Source organism: Nocardioides sp. (assembly GCF_036274455.1).
In the GTDB taxonomy this organism is placed as follows: Bacteria; Actinomycetota; Actinomycetes; order Propionibacteriales; family Nocardioidaceae; genus Nocardioides.
Genome location: NZ_DASUFR010000243.1, coordinates 11,858 through 38,310 on the forward strand (window position 1 = coordinate 11,858; position 26,453 = coordinate 38,310).

At 71.8% G+C, this 26,453-nt stretch carries 29 protein-coding genes; 15 read left to right on the forward strand and 14 right to left on the reverse strand.

What is annotated here, in order from left to right; translation table 11 throughout:
* Positions 1-8: 8 nt before the first annotated feature.
* The 3 genes from VFV89_RS23210 to VFV89_RS23220 form a co-directional block, all read right to left on the reverse strand.
* Positions 9-1,595, reverse strand: a complete 1,587-nt coding sequence (locus tag VFV89_RS23210; protein WP_329708363.1) for a hypothetical protein — start codon at positions 1,593-1,595, stop codon at positions 9-11.
* A gap of 401 nt (positions 1,596-1,996) precedes the next feature.
* The gene (locus VFV89_RS23215) at positions 1,997-3,037 is read right to left on the reverse strand and encodes a 1-aminocyclopropane-1-carboxylate deaminase (RefSeq protein WP_329708364.1); all 1,041 of its coding nucleotides are present in this window, start codon (positions 3,035-3,037) and stop codon (positions 1,997-1,999) included.
* Entirely contained in the window at positions 3,004-3,780 is a 777-nt protein-coding gene (locus VFV89_RS23220; protein ID WP_329708365.1) for a VC0807 family protein, read from the reverse strand. Before VFV89_RS23220 ends, VFV89_RS23215 begins: the two co-directional genes overlap by 34 nt.
* Before the next feature lie 163 nt (positions 3,781-3,943).
* Between VFV89_RS23220 and VFV89_RS23225 the strand changes: the two genes are divergently transcribed.
* Together VFV89_RS23225 and pgm are read left to right on the forward strand one after the other, a co-directional pair.
* Positions 3,944-4,762: an alpha/beta hydrolase gene (locus tag VFV89_RS23225; protein ID WP_329708366.1), complete on the forward strand. Its 819-nt coding sequence runs from the start codon at positions 3,944-3,946 to the stop codon at positions 4,760-4,762.
* A 7-nt stretch (positions 4,763-4,769) separates the two neighbouring features.
* The gene (gene pgm / locus VFV89_RS23230; RefSeq protein WP_329708367.1) at positions 4,770-6,422 is read left to right on the forward strand and encodes a phosphoglucomutase (alpha-D-glucose-1,6-bisphosphate-dependent); all 1,653 of its coding nucleotides are present in this window, start codon (positions 4,770-4,772) and stop codon (positions 6,420-6,422) included.
* A 75-nt stretch (positions 6,423-6,497) separates the two neighbouring features.
* On the opposite strand, the gene VFV89_RS23235 is transcribed toward pgm, so the two are convergent.
* The gene (locus VFV89_RS23235; protein ID WP_329708368.1) at positions 6,498-6,893 is read right to left on the reverse strand and encodes a hypothetical protein; all 396 of its coding nucleotides are present in this window, start codon (positions 6,891-6,893) and stop codon (positions 6,498-6,500) included.
* A 92-nt stretch (positions 6,894-6,985) separates the two neighbouring features.
* Between VFV89_RS23235 and VFV89_RS23240 the strand changes: the two genes are divergently transcribed.
* Positions 6,986-7,519: a pyridoxamine 5'-phosphate oxidase family protein gene (locus VFV89_RS23240; RefSeq protein ID WP_329708369.1), complete on the forward strand. Its 534-nt coding sequence runs from the start codon at positions 6,986-6,988 to the stop codon at positions 7,517-7,519.
* Between the two features lie 54 nt (positions 7,520-7,573).
* Here the strand turns inward: VFV89_RS23240 and VFV89_RS23245 are convergent, their stop codons facing one another.
* Together VFV89_RS23245 and VFV89_RS23250 are read right to left on the reverse strand one after the other, a co-directional pair.
* Positions 7,574-8,824: a hypothetical protein gene (locus VFV89_RS23245; RefSeq protein WP_329708370.1), complete on the reverse strand. Its 1,251-nt coding sequence runs from the start codon at positions 8,822-8,824 to the stop codon at positions 7,574-7,576.
* Positions 8,821-9,606 (reverse strand): alanyl-tRNA editing protein, encoded by a 786-nt coding sequence (locus VFV89_RS23250; RefSeq protein ID WP_329708371.1) that lies wholly within the window; start codon positions 9,604-9,606, stop codon positions 8,821-8,823. The genes VFV89_RS23245 and VFV89_RS23250 overlap by 4 nt, the downstream gene beginning before the upstream one ends.
* A 166-nt stretch (positions 9,607-9,772) precedes the next feature.
* On the opposite strand from VFV89_RS23250, the gene VFV89_RS23255 reads away from it, so the two are divergent.
* Genes VFV89_RS23255 through VFV89_RS23265 form a run of 3 tightly spaced genes read left to right on the forward strand, consistent with a single transcriptional unit; the run spans position 9,773 to position 11,188 of the window.
* Positions 9,773-10,123, forward strand: coding sequence for a metalloregulator ArsR/SmtB family transcription factor (locus tag VFV89_RS23255; protein WP_329708372.1), 351 nt, complete (start codon positions 9,773-9,775; stop codon positions 10,121-10,123).
* Positions 10,120-10,608, forward strand: a complete 489-nt coding sequence (locus VFV89_RS23260) for an SRPBCC domain-containing protein (RefSeq protein WP_329708373.1) — start codon at positions 10,120-10,122, stop codon at positions 10,606-10,608. The genes VFV89_RS23255 and VFV89_RS23260 overlap by 4 nt, the downstream gene beginning before the upstream one ends.
* Positions 10,595-11,188, forward strand: coding sequence for a TIGR03086 family metal-binding protein (locus tag VFV89_RS23265; protein WP_329708374.1), 594 nt, complete (start codon positions 10,595-10,597; stop codon positions 11,186-11,188). Before VFV89_RS23260 ends, VFV89_RS23265 begins: the two co-directional genes overlap by 14 nt.
* A 251-nt stretch (positions 11,189-11,439) precedes the next feature.
* Here the strand turns inward: VFV89_RS23265 and VFV89_RS23270 are convergent, their stop codons facing one another.
* Both VFV89_RS23270 and VFV89_RS23275 read right to left on the reverse strand, forming a co-directional pair.
* Positions 11,440-12,186: an esterase family protein gene (locus VFV89_RS23270; protein WP_329708375.1), complete on the reverse strand. Its 747-nt coding sequence runs from the start codon at positions 12,184-12,186 to the stop codon at positions 11,440-11,442.
* 47 nt (positions 12,187-12,233) lie between these two features.
* A complete protein-coding gene (locus VFV89_RS23275) occupies positions 12,234-13,271 on the reverse strand; it encodes an alpha/beta hydrolase (RefSeq protein WP_329708376.1) in 1,038 nt (345 codons plus the stop codon).
* 49 nt (positions 13,272-13,320) lie between these two features.
* On the opposite strand from VFV89_RS23275, the gene VFV89_RS23280 reads away from it, so the two are divergent.
* Positions 13,321-13,566, forward strand: coding sequence for a DUF2630 family protein (locus VFV89_RS23280; protein ID WP_329708377.1), 246 nt, complete (start codon positions 13,321-13,323; stop codon positions 13,564-13,566).
* A 29-nt stretch (positions 13,567-13,595) separates the two neighbouring features.
* Here VFV89_RS23280 and VFV89_RS23285 read toward each other — a convergent pair whose 3' ends face one another.
* A complete protein-coding gene (locus VFV89_RS23285) occupies positions 13,596-14,093 on the reverse strand; it encodes an Lrp/AsnC family transcriptional regulator (protein ID WP_329708378.1) in 498 nt (165 codons plus the stop codon).
* A gap of 105 nt (positions 14,094-14,198) precedes the next feature.
* Here VFV89_RS23285 and VFV89_RS23290 point away from each other — a divergent pair, with 105 nt between their 5' ends.
* Positions 14,199-14,399: a hypothetical protein gene (locus tag VFV89_RS23290; RefSeq protein WP_329708379.1), complete on the forward strand. Its 201-nt coding sequence runs from the start codon at positions 14,199-14,201 to the stop codon at positions 14,397-14,399.
* Positions 14,400-14,467: 68 nt separating this feature from the next.
* On the opposite strand, the gene VFV89_RS23295 is transcribed toward VFV89_RS23290, so the two are convergent.
* Positions 14,468-15,388, reverse strand: coding sequence for an NADP-dependent oxidoreductase (locus VFV89_RS23295; RefSeq protein ID WP_329708380.1), 921 nt, complete (start codon positions 15,386-15,388; stop codon positions 14,468-14,470).
* Between the two features lie 104 nt (positions 15,389-15,492).
* Between VFV89_RS23295 and VFV89_RS23300 the strand changes: the two genes are divergently transcribed.
* The 6 genes from VFV89_RS23300 to VFV89_RS23325 all read left to right on the forward strand — a co-directional run bounded on the left by VFV89_RS23300 (position 15,493) and on the right by VFV89_RS23325 (position 20,020).
* Positions 15,493-16,425: an ABC transporter ATP-binding protein gene (locus VFV89_RS23300; RefSeq protein ID WP_329708381.1), complete on the forward strand. Its 933-nt coding sequence runs from the start codon at positions 15,493-15,495 to the stop codon at positions 16,423-16,425.
* Positions 16,409-17,338, forward strand: coding sequence for an ABC transporter permease (locus tag VFV89_RS23305; protein WP_329708382.1), 930 nt, complete (start codon positions 16,409-16,411; stop codon positions 17,336-17,338). Before VFV89_RS23300 ends, VFV89_RS23305 begins: the two co-directional genes overlap by 17 nt.
* The gene (locus VFV89_RS23310; RefSeq protein WP_329708383.1) at positions 17,335-18,249 is read left to right on the forward strand and encodes an ABC transporter ATP-binding protein; all 915 of its coding nucleotides are present in this window, start codon (positions 17,335-17,337) and stop codon (positions 18,247-18,249) included. The genes VFV89_RS23305 and VFV89_RS23310 overlap by 4 nt, the downstream gene beginning before the upstream one ends.
* The gene (locus VFV89_RS23315) at positions 18,246-18,968 is read left to right on the forward strand and encodes an ABC transporter permease (protein ID WP_329708384.1); all 723 of its coding nucleotides are present in this window, start codon (positions 18,246-18,248) and stop codon (positions 18,966-18,968) included. Before VFV89_RS23310 ends, VFV89_RS23315 begins: the two co-directional genes overlap by 4 nt.
* A gap of 66 nt (positions 18,969-19,034) precedes the next feature.
* Positions 19,035-19,547, forward strand: a complete 513-nt coding sequence (locus tag VFV89_RS23320; RefSeq protein ID WP_329708385.1) for a DUF2231 domain-containing protein — start codon at positions 19,035-19,037, stop codon at positions 19,545-19,547.
* A 14-nt stretch (positions 19,548-19,561) separates the two neighbouring features.
* Positions 19,562-20,020, forward strand: a complete 459-nt coding sequence (locus VFV89_RS23325; protein ID WP_329708386.1) for a hypothetical protein — start codon at positions 19,562-19,564, stop codon at positions 20,018-20,020.
* A gap of 38 nt (positions 20,021-20,058) precedes the next feature.
* Here VFV89_RS23325 and VFV89_RS23330 read toward each other — a convergent pair whose 3' ends face one another.
* Positions 20,059-21,291 carry an acyl-CoA desaturase gene (locus VFV89_RS23330; RefSeq protein WP_329708387.1) on the reverse strand — a complete coding sequence of 411 codons (1,233 nt, stop codon included), beginning with the start codon at positions 21,289-21,291 and terminating at the stop codon, positions 20,059-20,061.
* Positions 21,292-21,348: 57 nt separating this feature from the next.
* Entirely contained in the window at positions 21,349-22,491 is a 1,143-nt protein-coding gene (locus VFV89_RS23335; protein ID WP_329708388.1) for an iron-sulfur cluster-binding domain-containing protein, read from the reverse strand.
* 88 nt (positions 22,492-22,579) lie between these two features.
* Here VFV89_RS23335 and VFV89_RS23340 point away from each other — a divergent pair, with 88 nt between their 5' ends.
* The gene (locus VFV89_RS23340) at positions 22,580-23,758 is read left to right on the forward strand and encodes a helix-turn-helix domain-containing protein (protein ID WP_329708389.1); all 1,179 of its coding nucleotides are present in this window, start codon (positions 22,580-22,582) and stop codon (positions 23,756-23,758) included.
* Between the two features lie 60 nt (positions 23,759-23,818).
* Here VFV89_RS23340 and VFV89_RS23345 read toward each other — a convergent pair whose 3' ends face one another.
* Together VFV89_RS23345 and VFV89_RS23350 are read right to left on the reverse strand one after the other, a co-directional pair.
* Complete coding sequence (locus VFV89_RS23345) at positions 23,819-25,648, reverse strand: FtsX-like permease family protein (RefSeq protein ID WP_329708390.1); 1,830 nt, start codon at positions 25,646-25,648, stop codon at positions 23,819-23,821.
* Complete coding sequence (locus tag VFV89_RS23350) at positions 25,645-26,394, reverse strand: ABC transporter ATP-binding protein (protein ID WP_329708391.1); 750 nt, start codon at positions 26,392-26,394, stop codon at positions 25,645-25,647. Before VFV89_RS23350 ends, VFV89_RS23345 begins: the two co-directional genes overlap by 4 nt.
* Positions 26,395-26,453 lie beyond the last annotated feature (59 nt).

Sequence of the window (26,453 nt, forward strand, 5' to 3'; positions counted from 1 at the left end):
TCGCCCCGTCACCCGCTCCGGTCGCGCACACGGACCATGCCGGCGAGGGTGGCGACGTACGCCGACCCGTCCGGCCCGAGGGTGACCGCGGAGTAGTGGTTGTTGAACAACGTCCCGGTCCCGGTACGCACGGAGAAGGCCGTCCGGCCCGTGCGCGCGTCGATCGCGGTGAGGTACCACGCGGTGACGCCCCACCAGGAGGGCTTGGTGGTGTAGGCGTAGACGAGGCCGGTCGCCAGCGAGACCTTCGCGACCGAGGTCGGCGCGACCTCGTCGGACCGCCAGCCGACGGTGCACCGGCCGGACAGGGGATCGGCGTCCACCCGGGCGAGCCCGCCGGGGGTCGCGCGGCCGAGCAGGGTGGTCCACGGCGCCTGATAGCCGTAGTTGTTCTCCACCACGACGCTGGAGTCGCCGACCGCGACGAGCGAGTTGTCACTCGCGCTCTCGCCCTTGTCGAAGACCGCGGCCTCGCAGACCATCCGCCCGTCGGTCGTGTCGTAGAACTGCACGTGCATCCGCGGGTCGGCGTTGTCGGTGATCGCGACCAGGCCGCTCGGGAGCACGGTCGGCGTCGTCCCGCTGCCCGCGCTGAGCTGGCCGGGCTTCTTCCCCGAGCCGTTGTCGTACGCCGTCTGCCAGACCACCCTCGGCTGCCGGTGCCGGTCCAGCGCGACCTTCACCAGCGCGTCGGTGGTGACGAGGTAGACGCCGGTGTAGTCGGCGGCGATCGAGTTGGCGATCTCCTCGTCCAGGTGCAGCGGTGTCGGGTCACCGGTGCCGCCGACGACACCGACCCGGCCGTCCTGGGTGACGTACCAGGTGTTGCCCTCCCAGTCCGCCATCAGCGCGACCAGGCAGTCGTCGTCGGGTACGACGTCCCCGAGGTCGGTCTTGTCGACCACGGTCAGGTCCTGGCTGTCCACGGTCCACACCTGGCGGTCCGTGGTCGCGACGATCGCGCGCCCCTGCGCGTCGAGGTAGAAGTAGGCCCCGCCGCACAGGTCCTCCCACGGCTTCTTGTCGGACTTCTCCCGGTCCGGCAGCCGCAAGGTCTCGAGGGGCCGCATCGTCTGCGGGTCGAGGACGTGCATGACCGGCCCGGTGCGGTCGCCGCACAGGGCCACCAGGCGACCGTCCTCGTCGAAGGCGATGGTGGCGCACTCCTCGATGCCGTACCACGCAGACGTCACCTGGGGGTCCTTCCCGAGCGGACCCGGACCTTGGTAGCTGTCGGTGGCCCAGGAGTCGTCGTGCATCGAGCTCCGGCCGTTGTCGGCCAGCCCCGGGTGCTGCGCCACGCTCATCACGATCGGCTGGGCCCGGACCGCGTGGCCGTCGTACGACGACGTCACCAGCAGACCGCCACCGGGCGGGATCGGCAGCCGCCCGTCCGGGATCACCAGGACCGCAGCCACCGCGAGGACGACCACGGCGCCCACCCCGCCGAGGACCCAGCGGTTCGGTCGCATCCACCGCCGGCTGGCCGGGACGACGACCGCCGCCACGAGGGCGACGAGGACCCACGGCCCCACCGCGAGCCACCCCGCCACCAGCAGCGCGAGCGCCACCACGAACCCCACGGGCGGCAGCATGCCGCACTCGGTGGCGTCGTGGCGTCAGTCGAGGTAGACCACCACCTCGTCGGAGCCTTCGAGCTCCGGATCGATCTCCTTCGGGCGAGGCTTGGCGGCGGCCACGCCCAGCATCGAGCGCTGCGAGCTGCGCAACACCCAACGCCGCGCGATCGACGTCTGCGTCGACCGCGAGCTCGGCCGCCCAGCTGGACCCGCGGAGCGCGCCCGCGGCACCGCCCGGCAAGCGCTAGAGACTGATTCCAAGGGATCGTGCAAGCGAGCGGCGCTCAGCGCCGCGCTGGCAAGGCGCGGGCGCGATGTCGTACGTGGTCGTCCAACGAGCGTCCGCAACGCCGCCACGGTGGATGCTGAGCGTCGCGTAGCGTGCGAGCCCTTGGAATTGGTCATCTAGCTCGTAGCTACCCGACGCGCTCCGTCTCGGGGAACAGCGCGGCGTAGGCGTTCAGAGCGGGCTGCCCGCCCAGGTGCGCGTAGAGCACGGTCGAGTCCTTCGCGATGTCGCCGTTGCGGACCAGGTCGACCAGGCCGGCCATCGACTTGCCCTCGTAGACGGTGTCGAGAATGACTCCCTCGAGCTGACCGGTGAGCCGGATGGCGTCGAGCGTGGACTGCACCGGGATGCCGTACCTGTCACCCGCCCAGCCCTCCAGCACGGTGATCTCGTCGTCGCGCAGGTCGCGGCCCAGGCCGATCAGCTCCGCGGTGTCCCGTGCGATCCGCGCGACCTGCTCGCGGGTCTGGTCGAGGGTGGCCGAGGCGTCGATGCCGAGCACCCGTCTCGGCCGCCCGCCCGCCTCCTCGAGCGCCGCGAACCCGGCGATCATCCCGGCATGGGTCGAGCCGGTGACGGTGCAGACCACGATCGTGTCGAAGAAGACGCCGAGCTCCTCCTCCTGCCGGGCCACCTCGAAGGCCCAGTTGGCGAAGCCGAGCCCGCCGAGCCGGTGGTCGGATGCGCCGGCCGGGATGGCGTACGGCGTTCCGCCCGCCTTCTCGACGTCCTCGAGCGCCTGCCGCCACGAGTCGCGGAAGCCGATGTCGAAGCCCGCCGGGTCCAGCCGCACCTCCGCGCCCATGACCCGGCTCAGCAGGATGTTGCCGACCTGGGTGCTGAGCGGGTCGGTCCAGTCCGGCACCCAGTTCTCCTGGACCAGGACGCACCCGAGCCCGAGGTGGGCGGCCACCGCGGCGACCTGGCGGGTGTGGTTGGACTGGTGGCCGCCGATCGAGACCAAGGTGTCCGCGCCCGAGGCCAGGGCCTCGGGGACGAGGTACTCCAGCTTGCGGGTCTTGTTGCCGCCGTAGGCGAGGCCGGAGTTGCAGTCCTCGCGCTTGGCCCAGATCTCGGCGCCGCCGAGATGGGCGCTCAGCCGTGGCAGCGGATGGACCGGGCTCGGGCCGAAGGTCAGCTGGTGGCGCGGGAAGTCCTCAATGCCCATGCGGGAAGTATCGCGGTCCGCCGGGGCAGCAGCCCCTCGCGTCGCGCCGTCGCGGTGGCGGCCAGGACGGTCACCACGATGCAGGTCGCGTTGGTGAGCGGGATCGAGATGCTCTTGGCCAGCAGGAACGTCCCCAGCGGCTGGGTCTGCAGCAGCGCGAACATCGCCGCCGCCTTGGCCAGCAGCGCCAGCGCCCACAGCAGGGTGAGCCGCCGGAACAGCCGCTGCAGCGCGGGCCGAGCCCGCTGCTCGTCGGTCAGCGGGTAGAAGTCGCCGGCCAGGCGGGCGACCACCGGCCGCGCGGTGAAGACCGAGAGGAGGAACGCGGTCCCGATCAGGGCATCGGTGAGCACCGGCTGGATGAAGTAGACGAATGTGCTGTGCGAGAGGAGCGCGATCACCGTCCGCACGCTGAGCACCGCGGCGGTGAGGAGGAGGAGCCCGGAGGCCCGGCGCCGGGTCAGCGCGCGGTACGCCGTCGCGCCGTAGGACCAGGCCAGGGCGGAGAGGATCGCCGGCCAGATCCCGAAGGCGACGAACAGCGAGTAGAAGACGACCGCCGGCACCACGCAGGCGACCAGCAGGTTGGTCCCGAGCCGTCGCAGGACGCCGGCCAGGCTCGGCTGACCCGGGTCCGGTTGGGCAGCCCGGGACGGCGCGTGCCGAGCGCTGGACCGGCCCTGCCCGACCGGCGCCGGCGACAGTCGCACATCAGCAGTCGCAGCGAGGTCGAGCAGGGCCATGGGGACGATGACACCCGACCGGGACCGGTTCACGTGCGGAGTCGTCCGCACTCGGCTGTGCTGGTCCAGCGCCCGACCCCGAGTTCGGGCCCAGCTGGCCGTTTCTGCCGCGCGTGGCCCCGGATCTCGATAACCTCGGTCCCCGCCCGGGCATGATCGCGGCATGGAGCTCGCCGACACCTTCGAGTGGGAGGGCCGCCGCATCGCCTGCGGCCGGGCCGGCAGCGGGCCGCCGGTGGTCTTCTGCCACGGCACCCCCTGGTCGTCGCGCGTCTGGGCGCCGTACGCCGAGGCGCTCGCCGACCGGTTCACCGTCCACCTCTGGGACCTGCCCGGCTATGGGCGCTCCTCGAAGGACCCGAGCCACGACGTGCACGCCGGTGTCCACGCGAGGGTGCTCCGCGCGCTGCTCGACCACTGGGGGCTCGACCGACCCCAGGTGGTGGCCCACGACCTCGGCGGGCTGGTCGCGCTGCGCGCGCACCTGGTCGAGGGGGCGGCGTACGCCTCCCTGTTCCTGGTCGACGTGGTCGCGATCGCGCCCAGTGGGTCGCGGTTCTTCCGGTTCGTGCAGGACAACCCGGGTCTCCTCGCGCAGCTGCCCGGCTACGTCCACGAGGCGATCGTGCGCGCCTATGTGGGGAACGCGACCCATCGCGGCCTCCCGGCCGGCGAGCTGGACGCCCTGGTCGAGCCGTGGTTGGGCCCCGAGGGTCAACCCGCGTTCTACCGGCAGATCGAGGACTACGACCTCGACCTGATCGAGCAGAACGAACGCGGGCTCACCGGGCTCGACCTCCCCGTCCGGATCGTCTGGGGCGCCGAGGACACCTGGATACCGCTCGAGACCGGCCGCCGGCTCGCCGCGCTCGTGCCCGGCGCGGTGCTGAGCGAGGTGCCGGACGCCGGTCACCTCGTGCACTACGACGCCCCGGTCGCCCTGGCCACCGCGCTGCGCGGCTGGCTCGACCCGGCGGCATGATGGCTCCATGCCCGACCCGCGCGCAGGACAGCCAGCCCAGCCCCAGGACCTCGTGGACCTGCCGCACCTCGTCACGGCGTACTACACGCAGGTCCCCGACCCCGACGTGGCCGAGCAGCAGGTGGTGTTCGGCACCAGCGGCCACCGCGGCTCCTCGCTCGACACCGCGTTCAACGAGTGGCACATCGCGGCCACCACCCAGGCGATCTGCGACTACCGCAAGCAGCAGGGGTACGACGGGCCGCTGTTCATCGGCCGCGACCCCCACGGGCTGTCCGAGCCGGCCTGGGCGACGGCGCTCGAGGTGCTGGTCGCCAACGACGTGACCGTGCTGGTCGACAGCAGGGACGGCTACACGCCGACCCCGGCGGTCTCGCACGCGATCATCCGGGCCAACCGGGGCAAGTCCCTGGCCGGCGGGCAGGGCGGGCTGGCCGACGGGATCGTCGTGACGCCCTCGCACAACCCGCCGACGGACGGCGGCTTCAAGTACAACCCTCCGCACGGCGGTCCGGCCGACACCGACGCCACCTCGGTGATCGCCACGCGCGCCAACGAGCTGATCCGGGCGGGGCTGGACGGCGTACGACGTACGCAGTTCGCCAAGGCGCGGGCCGCTGCTTCGTCGTACGACTTCCTGGGGACCTACGTCGACGACCTCCCCGCCGCGGTGGACCTTGCGGCGGTCAAGGACGCCGGCGTGCGGATCGGCGCGGACCCGTTGGGCGGCGCATCGGTCGACTACTGGGCCGAGATCGCCACCCGGCACGGCCTCGACCTCACCGTGGTCAACCCGCTGGTCGACGCAACCTGGCGGTTCATGACGCTGGACTGGGACGGGAAGATCCGGATGGACTGCTCGTCGCCGTCCGCGATGGCGTCGCTGGTGGCCCAGAAGGACAGCTACCAGGTCGCGACCGGCAACGACGCCGACTCCGACCGGCACGGCATCGTGACGCCGGACGCGGGGCTGATGAACCCCAACCACTACCTGGCCGTCGCGATCCAGTACCTCTTCGGCGGCGGCCGGCCCGGCTGGCCGTCGGGCGCGCAGATCGGCAAGACGCTGGTCTCGAGCTCGATGATCGACCGGGTCGCGGCTGCCCTCGGCAAGCCGCTGGTGGAGGTGCCGGTCGGGTTCAAGTGGTTCGTGCCCGGGCTGATCGACGGGTCGTTCGGCTTCGGCGGCGAGGAGTCCGCGGGGGCGTCGTTCCTGCGGATGGACGGCACGACGTGGACCACCGACAAGGACGGCATCATCCTCGCCCTGCTCGCCTCCGAGATCCTCGCCAGGACCGGCCGCACCCCGAGCCAGCACTACGCCGACCTGGTCGCCGAGCACGGCGACCCGGCGTACGCCCGCATCGACGCGCCCGCCACGCGGGAGCAGAAGGCCAGGCTCGGCGCCCTCTCCGCCGACGACGTCGCCGCCACCACGCTCGCCGGCGAGCAGATCACCGCGAAGCTGACCGAGGCGCCCGGCAACCACGCGAAGATCGGCGGCCTCAAGGTGGTCACCGAATCGGCCTGGTTCGCCGCTCGCCCGTCCGGCACCGAGGACGTCTACAAGATCTACGCCGAGTCGTTCAAAGGCCCCGACCACCTCGCCGAGGTGCAGGCCGAGGCCAAGAAGGTGGTGGACGCCGCCCTTGCGGGATAGTCCCAGACCTTTTCAACACGACTTGCGCGGAACGACTGTTGGAAAGGTCTGGGACTATCCCGCCGAGGCCGCCGGTCAGAGGTGGTCGGGGACGATCAGGGCGTCCGGGTCGGCGCGCGGGGGCAGGCTCTGCAGGGCGATCTTGACCAGGGCGACGCGCGCCTGCAGGAGGACCCGGCGCTTGATGCCACGGACGTCGCCCAGCCGCTCCTCGACGGCGGCGGTCACCTGGTCGTCGGTGAAGGTCGGACGGGTGCCCGGCGCCACCTCGACATCGGGCAGCGCGACGAGGACCGGCAGCAGCTGGTCGCCGAGGCCGTCGAGGAGCTGGAACCGCTGGTACTTCCCGAGCTCTGCCCACGCGTCGTCCGCCGTACGCCGGCCCTTGCGCACGCTCTTGTCCTGAGCCGCCAGCATCGCCTTGGCCGCGCCCTCCAGGGCCACGGTCAGCTCCCGCTCGGTGAACCGCACGGCACCAGCATGTCCTGTCGAGGTGCCACAAGCACGGCACGAGGCCTACCCGCAGGCGATGATTCCGCCACCCTCGGGAGGTCGAGACAAGCATGACCTCAGGCACGATCAGCCCGTTGTACGGCGACGCCTCCGCCACCGCTCCCGAGTGGAGCGACATCGACGCCCGGCTCGCCGCGGCCCAGCTCTACTGGCTCGTGACCGTGCGCCGCGACGGCCGGCCGCACGCCGTACCGCTGTGCGGCGCCTGGCACGACGGCGCCTTCTACTTCTGCACCGGTGACGCCGAGCAGAAGATGCGCAACCTCGAGCACGACCCGCACGTCGTCGTCACCGCGGGACCCCTCGGCGCCGGCGGCTGGGCCCGGGGCAAGGACATCGCGGTCGAGGGCGTCGCGACCCGCGTCGACGACCCCGCGCTGCTGCGGTCACTGGCCGACGAGTGGGAGCGCAAGTACGCCGGCGACTGGCGCTGGGAGGTCCGCGACGGCCGGTTCTTCGAGGTCACCCACCAGGGCGACGGCACCGGCGGCGGCGCCGCCGTCTTCCGGGTGCCGCCGGACAAGGTGCTGGTCTTCGGAGACGAGCACGGGCAGACGACGTACAGGTTCCCGACGCCGCGATAGTCCGTGACGATTCGGCTCTACGAACACCGTTCTCCACAACCACTTCGTCACGGACTATCCCGGCGACCCCGATCCCACTCCGATCTGCTCGCTCGCCCACAGGCCCACCAGGCCCCGGAAGTGGGCGAGGAACTGCTCCTGCTCGTGGGGCGGGTACGTCGCCTGGACGGTGTCGCGCAGCAGCCGGTCGAAGTCGTCGCCGGTGACCCACTCGAGCACCGCCTCGGGCAGGTGGCCGAGGTGCTTGCCGCACCAGTCCCAGTAGCGCTCGGTCTCGAAGTGCTCGTCGGCGAGGGCGAGGTAGCGGTCGAGCTTCTCCTCGTAGGACAGCGAGCCGTCGTCGGCGATCTCGAAGTAGCGGCTGGTCTCGAGGTCGACCTTGCCCCGCCGCCGGTTCACCACGCTGTAGGTCGACCAGCGCACCAGCGCCGTGATCGCCCACGGGAAGTAGTAGTGCAGCGAGGTCACCGCGACGTCAGGGCAGGCGTTCGCGTAGTCGATCGGGTGGACGTCGTCGCCGACCACGAGCATCTCGCAGGAGTTGAACTCCCACCGGAAGAACGCGTTGACGATCCGCGAGGTCGCCACGGTCTGCTTGCCGGCCGACTCGGAGAGGAAGCCGTGGTTGACGGCGTACCGCTGATGCATCGGCTGGTCGGGTCGGAAGTCCATCACCATCGTCTCCGGCCCGATCGAGAGGGCCCGGGCGAAGTGGTCGTAGTCGACGGTGGCCTGCAGGTGCATCAGCATCTCGCCCGACTCGTCGTAGGCGCGGTGCAGGTCGCCGCGGTCCTCGATCCGGGAGACACCGCGCCAGGCGCCGCCGTCGAACGGCTTCATGTACAGCGGGTAGCCGAGCTCCTGGGCGATCGCGTCGAGGTCGAAGGACTGGTTGTACTTCTCCGAGGTGTAGGCCCAGCGGACGTTGTCGACCGGGTTCTTGTACGGCACCAAAATGGTCGGCGGGACCTTGAAGCCCATCCGCACCAGCGCGCAGTAGGCGCTGTGCTTCTCCATCGACTGGAACGTGAACGGGCTGTTGAGCAGGTAAGTGCCGTTGACCAGCGCGGCCTTCTTCAGCCACTCGCGCGGGTGGTAGTACCAGTGCGCGAGCCGGTCGATGACCAGCTCGGTGCGCACCGGGTCGTCGAGCCGGAACGGCTCGATGGTGAGCCGCTCGGAGGACACCGTGTGCGTCTCGCCCTCGACCTCGAGCGGACCGACCCGGCGCAGGACCTCCTCGAACGCCCGCGGCCAGTCCTCCTCGGCGCCCAGCAGCAGCCCGATCAGGTGGTCCTTGCTCATGCCACTCCCCCTTCGACAGGGTCACCGGGGGAGTCGACGACCTCGATGCGGATCCGCTTGTTGTCCTTGCCCTTGCTCTCCGTGCCCACCACGCGTACGCCGCCGACCTCCGCCGTCGACAACACGTGCGTGCCGCCGTCGGCCTGCCGGTCGAGACCGACGATGTCGATCACCCGGAGCGGGTCGATCTCCTGCGGGATCAGGTTGGCCGCCGTCCGGATCAGCGCCGGGTCGGTGTCGGCCACGCTGCGGGGCAGGAAGTCGACGACGATCTCGTGCGCCTTGGCGACCTCCTCGTTGATCCGCCGCTCGACGGCGGCGCCGAGGTCCGCCGACATGGCAGGGAACGGGAAGTCGAGCCGGCCCTTCAGTGGCTCCATGTTGCCGCCGGTGACGGGGATGCCGTAGTCGGCCCAGATCACCCCGCACAGGACGTGCAGCGCGGTGTGGGTGCGCATCAGCTGGTGCCGCCGGGTCCAGTCGATGCTTCCCTGCACCTCGGTGCCGACCTCCGGGAGCTCGCCGTCGATCGTGTGCCAGATGGTGCCGCGCTCGCGGCGTACGCCCGTCACGAAGAACGTCCCCTCGCTGGTCTGCAGCGTTCCGACGTCACTGGGCTGGCCGCCGCCCACGGGATAGAACGCCGTCCGCGCCAGCGCGACGCGGCCGCCCTCGCGGTCCACCTCGGTGACCGTGGCGTCGAACTCTGTGCAGTAAGCGTCGACCGCGAACAGCTCGGTCTCGGCCAGGCCGGGCGGTGGCGGGTTGCCGGGGACTCCCATGGATCCGTCCTAGCAGAACCTGCGTCGCGGTGGGAGCAGCCATGGGCCCGAGCCTGTGGCCGGGGTCGACGCCCCACCCTCACCAGCGTTCTCAACCAATTGGTTGACAATGTGCCGACGGCTGGCTAGGTTGGTCCTCAACCAGATAGTTGAGAAGGGACGACCGATGTCCGACCAGCTCTCGCGGGTCTTCGCCGCCCTGGCCGACCCGACGCGGCGCGACATGGTGGCCCGGCTGACCGACGCCGACGCCACCGTCGGCGAGCTGGCCGCGCCGTACGCCGTGAGCATGCAGGCGGTCTCCAAGCATCTCAAGGTGCTGGAGGACGCCGGCCTGGTGACCCGCACTCGCGACGCCCAGCGGCGTCCGGTGCACCTGGAAGCAGAGGTGTTCGACCTGATGACCGCGTGGATAGAGCGCTACCGCCAACGTGCGGAGGAGCGCTACCAGCGCCTGGACGCCGTCCTCGCCGAGCTGGACGAGACCAAGACCCCGATGGAGGAAACCGCATCATGACAACCGCACCGACCGACACCCGCTACGACCAGGCCGTGATCGAGGCCGATCCGGCGGTCCCCGCGATCCACATCTGGCGGGACTTCGCCGCGACCCCCGAGCAGCTGTTCCGCGCCCACACCGACCCCGAGCTCTACGCCCGCTGGGTCGGGCCGGCGGGCAGCACGGTGGCCATCGACCGGTGGGACGCGACCGACGGCGGCGCGTTCCGATTCGGCGACGACGAGCACTCCTTCCGCGGCTGCTTCCACACCGTCCGTCCCGACCGCATCGTCCAGACGTTCACCTGGGAGGGCATGCCCGACGACGTCGCTCTGGAGACGATCACCTTCGAGGAGCTCGGCGACGGCCGCACCCGCCTCCACGCCTTCTCGCTCTGCGACTCGTTCGAGGGCCGCGACGCGTGGCTTCGCAGCGGCATGGAGGTCGGCGTCAACGACGGGTACGCCGCGATCGACCGGATGCTCTCCGATGGCACCCTCTGAGCTCGTGTCGGCGGCCCCCGCCCGCCGGCACGAGCTGATCGCCGGCGACTTCGCCCGGCGCGTGCACGGCGTCCGGGACTGGTCGGCACCGGCCCCGGTGCCGGGCTGGACCGCCACGGACGTCGTCGCGCACCTGGTCGACTGGCTGCGGGGCTTCGTGGCGTCCGGCTCCGACGTCCGGCTGCCGGACGTCCCGCCGCCGGCCGAGCAGCCGGCGGCTGCGTGGAACGCCCACCAGCGCGCGGTCCAGGAGCTCCTCGACGACCCAGCGGCGGCCGACTCGGGGTTCGCGAACCCGCACACGGGCTCCATGCCACTGGCCCAGGCGATCGACCGCTTCTACACCACCGACGTGTTCATGCACACCTGGGACCTGGCCCGGGCCACGTCCCAGGACGACACGCTCGACCCCGAGCTGTGCGCCGTGCTGCTCACCGGCATGGAGCCGATCGACGACCTGTTGCGCGAGTCCGGCCAGTACGGCCCCAAGGTGCCCGTGCCCGACGATGCCGACGCGCAGACGCGCATGCTCGGCTTCATCGGCCGCGACCCGGGCTGGCAGGTCGCGACAGCGCGCTGATCGCCGCCGCTCTCCGACCCTTCTGATGGACCTGTGGGTGGGCGGCCGCGCGCGGGCACCCACGGAGGGTCACCGGATATCCGGGGACCCCTGAGCTTCTGTGCCGAGATCTCGCAACAGAAGCGGATGGGTCGCCACAGAAGTAGACGGCTCCAGGTATTGGACGGGCGAAGGCGATCCTTGACGGCGAGACGCGATCCGGTAGGCGCGCGCGGGCACCCAGGGATCAGTCACTAGAGCTCGTTCCGTCCTCAGACGAAGCGCGGCAGGTGGTGGGCGATCTGCTTCTGCCACCAGTCCCAGTCGTGCGCGGAGTCGTGGCCCCAGACGTCGAGCTCGTGCGGGATGCCCTTCTCGGCCAGCAGGCCGTCGAGGTGCCGGGCCGAGGGCAGCGAGCCGGTGGGGTGGGTCTCCCACGGGCCCTCGCCGACCACGAGGACGACGAAGACCCGGCCGCGCAGCCAGTCGAGGTGGTCGCCGTGCAGGTGTGCGACGTAGTCGGCCGGGTTGGTGAAGTACGCCGCCTCGCCGCGCTCGCCCCAGCCGCTCCACACCGACGGGTCGTAGTTGCCGCTCTGGCACAGCGCGACGGGGAACAGGTCGGCGCGGGTGAGCGCGAACTGCAGCGCGTGGTAGGCGCCCATCGAGCACCCGGTCACGACGGCGTCCGCTGCGCCCGGGCTGTCCTGACCGATGAACGGCACCACCCGCTCGAGGATCCAGCTCGCGTAGGCGCCGTGCCGCCGGGCACGTTCCTCGAGCGGGATGCTCGAGTCGGACCATGTCCGGTCGTCGAAGGAGTCGACGCAGTAGAGCTTGCAGCGACCGGCGTCGACCAGGTCGGCCACGGCGGCGACCATCCCGTTGTTCTCGTAGTCCCACGCGCGACCCTGCTCGCTCGGGAAGACCACGACCGGCCGGCCCCAGTGGCCGTAGCGGATGACCGTGCCGGCCCGGCCGAGCTCCGGGGCGTCGAGCTCGACCTGGTAGCGCTCCATCTGCCGACCCTAGGGCGTGTCGCCCGGGGGCTGCGAGAACCGCGCTGTCAGCCCCACGCCCGGGTCAGCAGCTCACCGAGGTGCGGGTGCAGGCTGTCGCGCCAGCAGGTCCACGTGTGGCCCTGTCTCACCTCGCCCCACGCGACGTTGAGCCCGACCTCGCGCAGCTGATCGCGCATGAGGAGGTTGTTGGCGAGGTTCTCCTCTGCGGTGCCGCAGGTCATCGTCACCTCGAGGCGGTCCGCGGCCTTCTGTGCGTCCAGGATCGTGGCCACGAAGCCGGCGACCTGCGCGAAGTGGGAGTAGCCCGACTCCTGCGGGTCCAGCCGAGGGGTGAAGAAGGACCCGGACTGCAGCATCAGGCCGGCGAACGTCCCAGGCGTGGTCCACGCCGCGTGCAGCGCCGCGAGCGCGCCCAGGCTCTGGCCGAGCAGCACCGGACGGGCGGAGGTCGCGAACGCGTCGGTGACCGCGGGCAGCACCTCGCCGACGAGCGTGGCGGCGTACGCCGAGCTGGCGGCGTACCGCTTGTCCCGCCACGGGCCGGGGTTGAGGAGCGCGACCCGCAGCGGGGGCCGGGTGGCGGCGTAGCGCACCACGCCGCCGTACTTGTCCATCTCGGGGCCGTCGTGCACCAGCAACAGCGGCAACGGCTCGCCCGCGTGCTCGGCCGGCTCCCAGACCTCGACGTCGACGTCACCGACGGAGAGCTGGTGTCGGTCGCCGGGCCGCGACGGCTCGTGGAGCCAGGCCGGCGGCTGGTAGCCGGGCATCGCGAGCCACGAGTGCGGCCCGAACGCGCCCTCGACCAGCTCGGGGTTGCCCGGGTCGGGAGACATCTCGCGGTCGACCTCGAAGAGGTACTCCAGGCAGTCGAGGTCGGGCAGCGGCAGCCGCAGCTCCCAGCCGCCCTCGACCCTCGCCATGTCCAGCTCGATGCCCAGCTGCAGGTCGCACCAGACCTTCACCTCGGCGTGGTCGTGCTCTGGGTCGCTCAGCCGGAAGACGAGCTCCTCGCCCTCGAGCGCGGTAGGTGGGAGCGCCCCGCTCGACGACCGAGCCCCCGCCGCTCGAGCACTGCCCATCGCCCCAACTTAGGTCCTAGTCTCATAGGGGACGACCCGGAGGTACCAGATGGCTGACGACGACGCTCTGCACGAGCGGATCAACGCGCTGGTCGAGGAGGAGCACGAGCTCCGCGAGCGGCATGCCGGCCAGGGGCTGGACGACCGCGAACAGGCTCGGCTCCGGCAGGTCGAGGTCCAGCTCGACCAGACCTGGGACCTGCTGCGCCGCCGCAGCGCCCGCCGCGAGGCCGGCCAGGACCCGTCCGCCGAGGCGGAGCGGGACGCCTCGACGGTGGAGGGCTACCTCCAGTAGCACCCTGGACCACCGGGCGGAGGCCCGGGTCAGCGTCGCGCCCAGCCCTCCGGCTCGCTGACCGGCCGCGCCGGCAGCTCGGGTGGCGGCTCGACGGTGCGGTGGTCGTACTGCGTCGAGAGCACGACGTGGGAGTTCATGTCGCGGTGCTCGCCCAGCCGCTCGATGAGCCCCTCGAGGTGGGCCATCGAGGCCGCCCGGACCTTGAGCATCGTGCAGAACGACCCGCTCAGCTTGTGCACCTCGACGACCTCCGGGAAGTCGTCGGCCGAGGTGTTCTTGAGCAGGCAGTGCCCGGTCTCGCAGCGCAGTTGGAGGAACGCCGTCAGCGGCAGCCCGACCTGCCCCGGGTCGACGTCCGCGCGGTAGCCGGTGATCACGCCTGCCTCCTCCAGGCGGCGGACCCGCTCCGCGACGGCGGGTGAGGAGAGGTTCACCCGCTTGCCGAGCTGGTTGTAGGACAGCCGCCCGTCCTTTTGGAGCTCGGCGAGGATCAGCCAGTCGGTCTGGTCGAGCGCCTTGGCCATCTGCAAAGCGTGTCCCTGATCTGCGTTGCGAACAAGAGGCCGGGCGCCCCCAACGCCGTTCATCGACCATTCCGGACGCCGCCGGACCTTCCTAGCGTTGAGGTCATGAACGACGCACCTGTTGCCGCACGGCTCGCCCTCGGCCTCACGCTCACCCACGTCAACAGCGCCCGACCGGACGCACCGGTCGTCCCCGATCCCCCGCCCCGATGGACTCACCCGGTGCGCGCCCACCTCGCCTCCGGCCTGCGTCGAGCGGCCGCGGCGCTCGAGCCCTGCGAGCCCATGGCGCCACAGGCGGGATAGTCCGTGACGAAGTGGCTGTGGAGAACGGTGTTCGACGCTCCATTACGTCACGGACTATCCCGGCGGCGTCACGGCACGAGGACGAGCTTCCCGGCGCCGTGGTCGGAGACCATCGCGCGGTGGGCGTCGGCGGCGCGGTCCAGCGGGAAGGTCCCGGCGACGACGACCCGCAGCCAGCCCTCGCGCACCCCCTCGACCAGGTCGAACCGGGCGGCGGCGCGGAGCTCGGTGCCCGGGTCGGCGCCCTCGCCGAAGCCGAGCTGGGTGATGCCACGCTCGGCGGCGGCCGGGCTCGGGATCAAGGTGGCGACGCGGGCGCGGTCGTTCACGACGGCCAGTGAGAGGTCCAGGACCGGCGGCGCACCCACCGCGTCGAGCACCGCGTCCACGCCGCCCGGCGCCTGCTGGCGCACCCATGCCTCGACGTCCTCGCGGAAGTCGAACGGCTCGACGCCCATCTCCCGGAGCACGGCGTGGTCGCCGGGGAGAGCGGTGCCGAGCACCCGCGCGCCGCGGTGCCGGGCCAGCTGCGCGGCGTAGAGCCCGACCCCGCCCGCAGCGCCGTTGAGCAGCACCGTGTCGCCGTCGCCCACGCCGGTCGCGGCGACCAGGTGCGCCGCGGCGGTGCCGGTCAGCATCAGCCCGGCCGCCTCCTCCCAGGACATGCCGTCCGGCTTGGGTACGCAGCTGGTCACCTTGGCGACAACCCGGTCGGCGTAGGCCCCGCTGACCGGGTGCACGATCACCTCGGCGCCCTCGTCGAGGTCACCGTCGAGCACGATGCCGGCGCACTCACCGCCGAGCAGGATCGGCAGCTTGCCCGGGTCGTCGCCGACGTCGCCGCTGTAGCTCTTCACGTCCCAGGCGTTCACGCCGACGGCCCGCACCTCGACCAGTGCCTGGCCCTCTCCGGGCTGCCCGGGGTCGTGCTCGCGCACCGCGAGCTGCTCGGGTCCGCCGTACCCGGCCGCGACGACCTGTCGGAACATGGTCCGACCCTAGAGGGCGAGTCCGCAGGGGACCGCGACCAAAGACGCGCAGACACAGCCCTGAGTACGACGACCGCGGCCCGGATGCCGTCTAGGTTGATGCGGTGGCCGTGATCGAGACCGCTGAGCTGACCAAGCGGTACCCGTCCGTCACCGCGCTCGATGCCCTCGACGTGACCGTCAACGACGGCGTCACCGGGCTGGTCGGCGCCAACGGTGCGGGGAAGTCCACGCTGATCAAGATCCTCCTCGGGCTGGTCGACGCGACGAGCGGTACGGCGCGGGTGCTCGGCCACGACGTGGCCACCGAGGGTGCCGCGATCCGGGCGCTGGTCGGCTACATGCCCGAGCACGACTGCCTGCCGGCCGACGTCTCGGCCAGCGACTTCGTGGTCCACATGGGCCAGATGTCCGGGCTGCCCTACGCCTCGGCGCGCGAGCGGGCCGCCGACGTGCTGCGCCACGTGGGGCTGGCCGAGGAGCGCTACCGGCCGATGGGCGGCTACTCGACCGGCATGAAGCAGCGCGCGAAGCTGGCCCAGGCGCTGGTCCACGACCCGCGGCTGGTGCTGCTGGACGAGCCGACCAACGGGCTCGACCCCTCGAGCCGCGACGACATGCTGGCGCTGGTGCGGAAGGTCGGCCACGAGTTCGGCATCGCGGTCCTCGTCACCTCGCACCTGCTCGGCGAGCTCGAGCGCGTCAGCGACCACGTGGTCGTGCTGGACAGCGGGCGACTGCTCCGCGCGTCGGCCACCACCGACTTCCTGCACGCGACCGGCAGCCTGGTGGTCGAGGTCCAGGGCAAGCCGGACGCCGAGCGGCTGCTCGGCCAGGCGCTGGTCGACGCCGGCCTCACCGCGCGGCCCGAGGGCGGCGGGCTGATCGAGGTCGTGGTCAAGGACGAGCACACCCCGGACGTCGTACGCGACCTCACCGCCGACCTCGGCCTCGGCCTGGTGCGGATGCAGGAGCGGCACCAGCGCATCGAGGACGTCTTCCGCGAGGGAGGTGCCGGCAGTGTCCTCCCAGTCTGAGACCGCACCGTCTGGCGCCGCGGCGCAGCGGCCCGCCGGCGTCATCCACGACCTCGGCTACCGCCCGTACGGCGGACCGCGGCTCGGCGAGCGGCCGGTGGCGTGGTCGTTCTTCCTGACCGGGCTCCGCAACACCTACGGCCTGGGCCGCTCCGGCCGCTCGAAGGTGCTGCCGATGGGGCTGATCGGCGTGATGCTGCTGCCCGCGCTGATCCTGGTCGGCGTGTTGGTGCAGGCCCGCGACATCCTCGACCTGGACTCGCAGATCGTGAGCTACTCGACCTACCCCATCACCACGCAGGTGCTGATCTCGGTCTTCGTCGCCTCCCAGGCGCCGGCGCTCATCTCCCGCGACCTGCGGTTCCGCACGATCACGCTCTACCTGGCCCGGCCCATGCGGCGACCCGTCTACGTGCTGGTCCGGCTGGCCTCGCTGACGGCGGGGACGTTCATCCTGGTCGGGTCCCCGCTTCTGCTGATGTACGTCGGCGGGATCCTGGCGGACCTGCCGCTCGGCCGCGAGACCCTGCGGTTCCTGGGCGGCATCGTGGGGGCGGCGCTGCTCGCCGCGCTGCTCTCCGGGCTCGCCGCCCTGGTGGCGGCGTTGACCACGCGGCGCGGGATGGCGGTCGCGGCGGTGATCGTGGTGCTGCTGGTGAGCTACACGGTCGTGGCCGCGATCCAGGGCATCGCCCTGGGCACCGGCAACGACTCGGTCGGCGAGGTGGCCGGGCTCTTCTCGCCGTACACCCTGGTCAACGGAGTGCAGCACTACCTCTTCGACGTCCGGGCCGCCACGGCCACGCCGCCCGAGGGCGCCGGGATGGGGCTGCTCTACCTCCTGGTCACGGTCCTCACGGTGCTGGCCTCGATCGGCGCCCTGATCGCGCGCTACCGGCGGGTGTCGCCATGAGCACCATCACGATCGACCACGTCTCGCGGTGGTTCCGCAACGTCGTCGCGGTCAACGACGTCTCGATGACGATCGGGCCCGGGGTGACCGGGCTGCTCGGCCCCAACGGCGCCGGCAAGTCGACGCTGATCGCGATGATGTCGGGCTTCCTCGCGCCGTCGACCGGCACGGTCACCTTGGACGGCGAGCCGCTGTGGCGCAACGAGGACGTCTACCGGAAGGTCGGGCTGGTGCCGGAGCGCGAGGCGCTCTACGACTTCCTGACCGGGCGGCAGTTCGTCGTCGCCATGGCCGAGCTGCACGGGCTGGCCGATGCGGGCGCGGCCGCCCAGCGCGCCCTGGCCGTCATCGAGATGACCGAGGCGCAGGACCGGCCCATCTCGACCTACTCCAAGGGCATGCGACAGCGGGTCAAGATGGCCTCCGCGCTGGTCCACGACCCGGCGGTGCTGCTGCTCGACGAGCCGTTCAACGGCATGGACCCGAGGCAGCGGATCCACCTCATGGAGCTCCTGCGGCAGTGGGGCAGCGAGAGCCGCACGGTGCTGTTCAGCTCGCACATCCTCGAGGAGGTCGAGCAGGTGGCCCGCCAGATCGAGGTGGTCGTCTCGGGCCGGCACGCCGCGTCCGGCGACTTCGGCGCGATCCGGCGGCTGATGACCGACCGGCCGAACCGGTTCGTGCTGCGTACGTCGGACGACCGGCTTCTCGCCTCGGCCCTCCTGGGCGACGCCTCCGTACGCGGCGCCCGGCTGCGGTCCGAGGGCGGCATCGAGGTGGAGGCCGCCGACTTCGGGCGGTTCAGCGAGGTGCTCCCGCGGCTGGCCCGCGACCACGACGTCTCGTTGCACGAGGTGACCCCGACCGACGAGTCGCTCGAGAGCGTCTTCGCCTACCTGGTGTCGTCATGACGATGCTCTCCCCGACGGTCGTGCGCATCGGCGCCCGGAGCATCTTCGGCCGCTGGCGCGGCATCCTCCTGTTCGCGCTGCCGGTCATCCTGATCGGCCTCGCCGCGCTCGTCCGCGGCCTGGCCGGCCAGGACGTCGATGCGACCGAGAGCGTGCTCTACGGCCTCGGGCTGGTGGTCGTCGTACCCCTCGTGGCCCTGCTCTCGACGTCCGGGCTCCTGGCCGCCGAGATCGACGACGGCTCGATCGCCTACCTGCTGGCCAAGCCGGTGTCGCGCTACACGATCGTGGCCTCGAAGCTGCTCGTCGCGCTGGCCTGCGTGGTGGCCTTCGGCGCCGTGCCGATGCTGGTCGCGGGGTTCGTGCTGCTCCCCTCGTCACCGTCGGTCGCCGTGGGCTTCGCGGTCGCCGCGCTCCTCGCCGGTACGGCGTACTGCGCGGTCTTCGCCTGGCTCTCGGTGCTCACCCGGCACGCGGTGGTCTTCGGCCTGGTCTACCTGCTGATCTGGGAGGGGCTGCTCGGCGGCCTGCTCGACGGGATCCGCTGGCTCAGCGTCACCCGCTGGTCTGCCGAGGTGGTCGACCGGATCGCCTCGCTGGACCTGGTCGACGACCTGCCGCTCTCCTACGCCCTGATCGCCCTCGCGGTCGTGATGGCCGGCGGCGTGTGGCTGACCGGCCGAAAGCTGCAGGCGTTCAACCTCACCGGCGACGAGTGAACCGGACCGGCTCGAATCGCGTTATCCGGGTACTGCTGTTCCGCGTCACACCCGTAGGAGGTCGTCGTGACCGAACCGGCCCAGCTGCCGGCCAAGCAGCCGGTCTCCGCCCTGCTGGCCGGGCCCTACGGGCACCCGTTCCACCCCGTGCTGGTGACGATCCCGATCGGTGCCTGGGTCTCCAGCGTCGTCCTCGATGTCGGCGCCCGGCTAACCGACCACACGGCAGCCCTGGCCCTGGGTGCGACCTGGCTGCTCGCCATCGGCCTGCTCGGAGCGGTGCTCGCGGCCGCGGTCGGGTTCCTTGACTTCCTGGGCATTCCCAGCGGCACTCGGGCCCACCGGCTCGCGCTGCTGCACATGACGCTGAACCTCGTGGCGACCGGGCTGTTCCTCGGCGCGCTGCTGCTCCGCCTCGGCCACCCCGACCGCACCAGCACCGGAGCGCTGGTGCTCGCCATCCTCGGGCTGGTCGGGATCGGCGTGTCCGGGATGCTGGGCGGCGAGCTCACCTTCCGGTACGGCGTCCGCGTGGCCGCCGAGACCGACCAAGCGCCTGGCCTGGTCACCCGCGACTGACGAAAGGAGACAGCATGGCTGTCATAGCTCTGGTGACCTGGGTGGTCACCGCCGGGCTGGGATTCTTCATGCTTGCGACGTGGGTCCGTGCCGGGGGTGTCCGCACCGCGACGGCTCCCGCGACGGCCACGGCGGGCGCCGATGTTGCCGGTGCGACCGGTCATCCGGCGGGGACCCGGTTCCCGCCCCCGCTCGTGTTCGGCCACTTCCTGCTCGCGGCCACCGGCCTCGTGCTGTGGATCATCTACCTCGTCGTGGACTCCGACGCACTGGCCTGGGTGGCGTTCGTGCTGCTCGTCGTGGTGGCCGCCGGCGGCGACGTCCTCTTCCTCCGCTGGTACAAGGACCGCAACCAGTCCGGCGCGCAGCTCGCGGAGCAGGCGATCCCCACGGCCGTGGTGTATCTGCACGGCCTGTTCGCGGTCGCGACGATCGTGCTGGTGTTCCTGGTTGCGGTGGGGGTCGGCGAGTAGGACGCCCGGGAGGAGTTTCGTCGGCCAGCCGACGAAACTCAGGCCGTGGCCAGCTTCCGCGCCTGCTGGTCCAACCGCGCCTGGGCGGCACGGCGCACCTTGGGGCCCTTGGTCGACATCGCCCAGAGCAGCTTGAGCTGCGAGGCGAGGTTGGACCGGTCGGTCGTCGCCAGCCAGCCGTTGGGCAGCGAGAGCCGGACCACCTTGTGCCAGGCCGAGTAGACCTGCTGGGGCATCGGGCGGCTGCAGTAGTTGAGGTCGTACTTGTCGAACAGCGCCCGCACCCGGGGCGCGATCTCCTGGTAGCGGTTCGACGGCAGGTCCGGGAAGAGGTGGTGCTCGACCTGGTGCGACAGGTTGCCGGTCATCAGGTGCAGCAACGGCGAGCCGGAGATGTTGGCCGACCCGAGCATCTGGCGGACGTACCACTCTCCGCGCGTCTCGTCGTCGGGGATGGCCGCCAGCTCGAAGGTCTCGACGCCCTCGGGGAAGTGGCCGCACATGATCACCGAGTGCGACCAGAGGTTGCGCACGAGGTTCGCGACGAAGTTCGCGGCGAGGGTCGGGAGGAAGCCGCCGAAGGGCAGGGCCAGCGCCGGGTTGACGACGTAGTCCTTGGTGGCCTGCCGGCGGATCTTGCCGAGCACCTTCTTCACGTTGCGCTGGAACTCGGCCGGGCGCCTGTCCTTGGGGATGCGCAGGTTGCGGCCCAGCTCGAGGTCGTAGGCCGCGATGCCGTACTCGAAGAAGCAGGCGTTGACGAAGTTCCAGAGCGGCTGCAGCAGGTACGCCGGCACCCAGCGCTGGTCCTCGTCGACGCGCATGATGCCGTAGCCGAGGTCGTTGTCCTTGCCGACGATGTTGGTGAAGTTGTGGTGCACCTCGTTGTGGGAGTGCTGCCACTGCTCCGCCGGGCTGGCCATGTCCCACTCCCACGTCGTGGAGTGGATCTTGGGGTCGCGCATCCAGTCCCACTGGCCGTGCAGGACGTTGTGCCCGACCTCCATGTTCTCGAGGATCTTGGAGATCGAGAGGCCGATGGTGCCGAGCACCCACAGCGGCGGCAGCGCGGAGCCGAGCAGCACCGCACGCGAGCCGAGCTCCAGCCGGCGCTGCACGGCGATCACGCGGCGGATGTAGGCCGCGTCGCGGTCGCCCCGGTCGTCGAGGACGTCCTGCCGGATCGCGTCGAGCTCGTAGCCGAGCTGCTCGATGTCCTCGGGCGTGAGGTGGGCGATCGGGTTGTCGGGCTTCTTGGTGATCGTGGTCATCGGGTCTGGTCAGTCTCCTCGTTGCGGTGGTTTCGAGACGGTCGCTGCGCGACCTCCTCAACCTCCTCGCTTCGCTCGGCCCTCATCGAGGTGGCACTCGCCGGCGGCAGCGTTGATGCAGGTCTGGATGGGGACCCCCTCGGGTCCGGTCTCACCGGGGATCGCGGTGGTGACGGCGCCGTTGCGCAGGTCGCGGACCGCGCCCGAGCGCATCGGGACGACGCAGCCCATGCAGATGCCCATCCGGCAGCCGCTGGGCATGAGGACGCCGGCGTTCTCCGCGACGTCGAGGATCGGGGTCGCACCGTCGGCCTCGACCTCGCGACCGTCGGAGAAGGTGACGCTGCCACCCTCGCCCGCCTCGACCAGGACCGGGCGGAACCGCTCGGTCGTCAGCGAGAGGCCACGGTCGGCGTGGTGCTTCTCCAGCGCGTCGAGCAGCCCGGCCGGCCCGCAGGCGTAGGTGAGCCGCTCGTCGAGGTCGGGGACGAGCTCGTCGAGGTGGTCGACGTCGAGGATGCCGTGGCAGTCGTCGTACCGCTCCACGAGGGCAAGGTGCCCCGCCGTGGAGTGCGCGCGGAGCTCGTCGCGGAACAGCGCCGAGGACTCGCTCTGGTTGACGTGCACGAGGGTGATGTCGGTGTCGACCGGCACCCGGCGCGAGAACAGGTTGCGGAGCATGCCGATGACCGGCGTGATGCCGGAGCCGGCGGTGACCATCAGCAGCTTGCGCGGGATCGGCACCGGCAGCACGAACTCGCCCTCGGCCTGCTCGAGCTGGATCATCTGGCCGGCGCGGGCCCGGTGCACGAGGTGGTTGGACACCACGCCGCCCGGGATGGCCTTCACCGTGAAGCTCAGGTTGCGGTCGCGGCGCGGCCCGTGGGTCAGCGAGTAGGTGCGCCAGAGGCGTACGCCGTCGACGTCCACACCGACGCGGACGTACTGGCCCGGCACGTGCCCGGCCCAGTCGCGACCGGGCCTGACCAGGATGGTCGCGGACTCGGCGGTCTCGGGCGTGACCGAGACGATCCGGCCCTGGAGCCCGGCGCGGCCACCGCGCAGCGGGTGGAAGACGTCGAGGACGTCGCCGAGCTCCAGCGGCGTGACCGCGGCCTCCGCCACCCGGCGCATCGCGTTCCGCAGGGACGACCCCGCGGAGAAGCCGCGGGCGGGCCCGGAGGCGGAAATCGATGCCATGGGTCAAGACTCCTGTATCGTGGGCGAGTATTCATGTCCTGTGGACGTGAACCACCGCGCTTGTTTTGTTCGCAGGAGACAATTTCCGATGCGTAGCACGCCTCAGGCCACCCCCGTCCGCACCGCCGCCCAGGGGCTCGAGCTCCCCGCCTCGGCCCTGGAGGAGATGCGCGGCCAGCTCTCCCGCGTCGCCGACGACGTCGTCGCGGCGATCGTCGAGGAGGTACCCAGCTACCGCGACGCGTTCTCGGGCCCGATGGGCACGACCATCCGCAACGCCGTCCAGCTGGCGCTCGGCGGCTTCCTGACCCTGGCCAGCCGCGGCCGCACCGCCGACCTCCGCACGCCCACGGCACCGGCGGTCGAGGGCAGCTACCAGCTCGGGCGCGGCGAGGCGCGCAGCGGCCGCACCACCGACGCGCTGCTCGGGGCGTTCCGGATCGGGGCCCGGGTGTCGTGGCACGAGCTGTCCGAGATCGCGGTGCGCAACGGGCTGCCCGCGAACGTCCTGGCCGACTTCGCCGAGCTGGTCTTCGCCTACATCGACGAGCTGTCCGCCTCCGCCGTCGCGGGGCACACCGACGAGACCGAGACCACCGGCCGGGTGCGCCAGCGGCTGCTCGAGCGGATCGCCGAGCTGCTGCTGGACGGCGCGTCCGACGAGGACGTCGTCGAGGCCGCCGAGCGGGCCGGCTGGGCGCCGCCGACCACGCTCACCGCCGTCCTGGTGCCGGACGCGCAGGTGCGCCCGGTGCTGGCGGCCGTGTCGGCAGCCACCCTGCAGGCCACCGAGGTGCCCGGCCTCGACGCGGGCACCCTGCTGCTGGTGCCCGACGCGCACGCGCGGCGGCGGCCCGCCCTGCTCCGGACCCTGAAGGACCGTGGCTCGATCGCCGGGCCGGCGGTCCCCTGGCTCGACGTACGCCGCTCGGTCGACCGTGCCCTGCGCGCCCGCGAGCTCGGCGTCGGGGTCGACACCGAGGCGGAGCTCCCGCGGCTGGTGCTGCACGCCGACGAGGCGGCACTGGCCGACCTGCGCGCCCGGGCGCTGGCCCCGCTCGACGACCTCAAGCCGAGCGCGCGCGAGAAGCTCGCCGACACCCTCCGCGCCTGGCTGCTCCACCAGGGCCGCCGCGACGACATGGCCAAGGCGCTGTTCGTGCACCCGCAGACCGTCCGCTACCGGATGGGCCAGCTCCGCGACGTCTACGGCGACCGGCTCGAGGACCCCGACACCGTCCTGGCGCTCACCCTGGCGCTGGCCTGAGGGATAGTCCCAGACCTTTCTCACCGGCCTCACGCTCATCCGCGTTGGGAACGTCTGCCACTATCCCCCGGATCGGCGGCTGCCGACGTACGCCGCCACCAGGGTCAGGCCGACGCACGTGGCGACGATCGCGCTGAGCGGCAGCCAGGGGAAGGTGAGGGGCTGGTTCGCTACGTCGCCCGCGGTCGCCGACCGGACGGTCCAGCCGACGACGGCGGTGACGACCCCGCCCACGAGCAGCGCGGCCGCGCCGACCAGTCCGGCCTCCCAGAGGGCCATCCGGCGCAGCTGGTCGCGGGTGGCGCCGAGCAGGGCGATGGTGCGCAGCTGCGCGCGGCGCTGGGAGGCACCGACCAGGACCGAGTTCACGATCGCGATGGCGGCGTAGAGCCCCGCCGGTCCGAGCAGGATCCACAGCCCGAGGTTGTTGTTCTCCCTGGTCTGCTGGTCCACCTGGTCGAGCCAGGCGTCCTTGGTGAGCACGTCCGCGTCGGTGCCCTCCAGCAGCCCCGCGAGGTCGTCGCTCCCGGGGTCGACGAACCACTCCTGGGGCGTCGTGTCACGAAGCTTCTGGGGCACCAGCGACGGCGGCACGATGACGTCGGAGTAGAGGTCGGGCGCGTCCTGCACGACCGCCACCACGCGCGCGCCCAGCAGCTTGTCACCGAGGTGCACGCCGGAGTCGCTGGACCAACCCCTGGTGATGACCACGCCGTGGTCGAGCTCGGAGAGGTCGCCCTTGACCACCTTCATGGTCCGCGCCTCGGGTGCGGTCGCCGGGTCGACCACGTCCACGTCCTGCAGGTCGTGCTCGGCGCCCACCGGGAGGACGACCGAGACCCGCGGGTCGGCCAGGGGTACGTCGGCCAGCCGGTCGCCGACCGATGCGTCGCCGTTGGTCTCGACGACGTACGGCGTCGCGAGCTGCTCGCGGTCGAGCGCGGTCACCCAGTCGGCGGTGAAGCTGAGCGCCAGGATCATCGAGCCGGCCACCGCGGAGATCGCGAGGATCGGCGCGGCCAGCGCGACCGGGGTGCGGACCGCGGTCCGGACGTGGTCGCGCGCGAGCCGGGCCGAGACGTCGCGGCGCACGAAGGGACGCGCCACCAGCCCCGCCAGCCCGGGGAAGATCCAGCCGCCGAGGCAGTAGAGGCCGATCACCGCCACCTCCGGCACCAGGATCGACATGACCAGTGCGAAGACGGGGTCCAGCGCGTGCGCCAGGACCAGTGCCGCGACCGTGCCGCCGAGGCAGAGCACGCCGATGACGAGCTGCCACAGGCCCGGCCGGCGCCGCTCCAGCCCGGCCTCCTGGAACACCGCGACCGGCGAGACCCGCGAGGCCCGCTTGGACGACCGCCAGGCGCCGAGCAGCGCGACCGCGATCCCGATGGGCGCCGCGATCGTCCACGCCAGCCAGGGGGCGGGCAGGTCGAGGTCGACGGTCAGCAGCCCCTTCCACCGCATCACCTCCAGGAAGGCCGGCGCCGCCAGCATGCCGACCAGTGACCCGACCACGGCGGCCACCACCGCGACCACCGCCGACTCGCCCAGCACCATCCGGCGCACCTGCCGCGGCGTCGCACCGACCAGCCTCAGCAGCCCGAGTTGGCGGCGCCGGGTGGCGACGACGAAGCCGAAGGTGCTGCCGACCACGAAGATCGCCATGAACAGCGCGACGCCGGACATGAGGCCGAACAGCGACGCCAGGTCCGACAGCTGGGCGCGCTCCTCGACCGAGAGGCCGGCCCGGTGGCCAGTGGTGTCGACCGCCCCGCCGACGGTGACGGCCACCGACAGCAGGGCGATGCCGAAGACGAGCGCGACCAGCGCCCCGACGTACGGCTGCCACGAGTGCCGGACTGTCTGCCGGCTGAGCTTCAGCATCATCGCTCGAGCTCGCTCATCGTGGCCGCGATGGTGGCGGCGTCGGCTCGGTCCAGCCGGCCCACGACCCGCCCGTCCTCGAGGAACAGCGTGGTGTGCGCGTACGACGCCGCGAGCGGGTCGTGGGTGACCATCACGACGGTGTGGCCGCTCTCGTCCGACGCCTTCCGCATCAGCTCGAGGACCCGGCGTCCCGACGCGCGGTCCAGCGCGCCGGTCGGCTCGTCGGCGTAGAGCACGTCGGGCCGCAGGTGCAGCGCCCGGGCGATCGCGACGCGCTGCTGCTGACCGCCGGAGAGTTCCGGCGGACGCCGCTTCGCCTTCTCCTCGAGCCCGACCTGGCGCAGCGCGTCCATCACCGCACCGCGGTCGACCCGCAGGCCGGCCAGCCGGGCGGGGAGGGCGACGTTCTCGTAGGCCGTCAGCGCGTCGAGCAGGTTGTAGGCCTGGAACACGAAGGCCATCGACGTACGCCGCAGCTTGGTCAGCTCGGTCTCCTTGAGCCGGCCGATGGGCACGTCGCCGACCACGACCTCGCCGGCGGTGGGCCGGTCGAGGCCGGCGGCGACCTGGAGGAGCGTGGTCTTGCCGGAGCCGGACGGCCCCATCACGGCGGTGAAGGTGCCGCGCAGGAAGGTGTGGGTCACGCCGCGCAGGGCGTGCACGTCGCCGGCGCGCGACCGGTAGGTGCGGGAGACGCCGTCGAGGGTGACCGCGACGGGAGGGGCGAGGACGTCGGTGGTGGTCATGCCATCCAGCACACCGGCGATCGGCGGCCCGCTCACTGGTCCCGGCGCGACACCGGTGG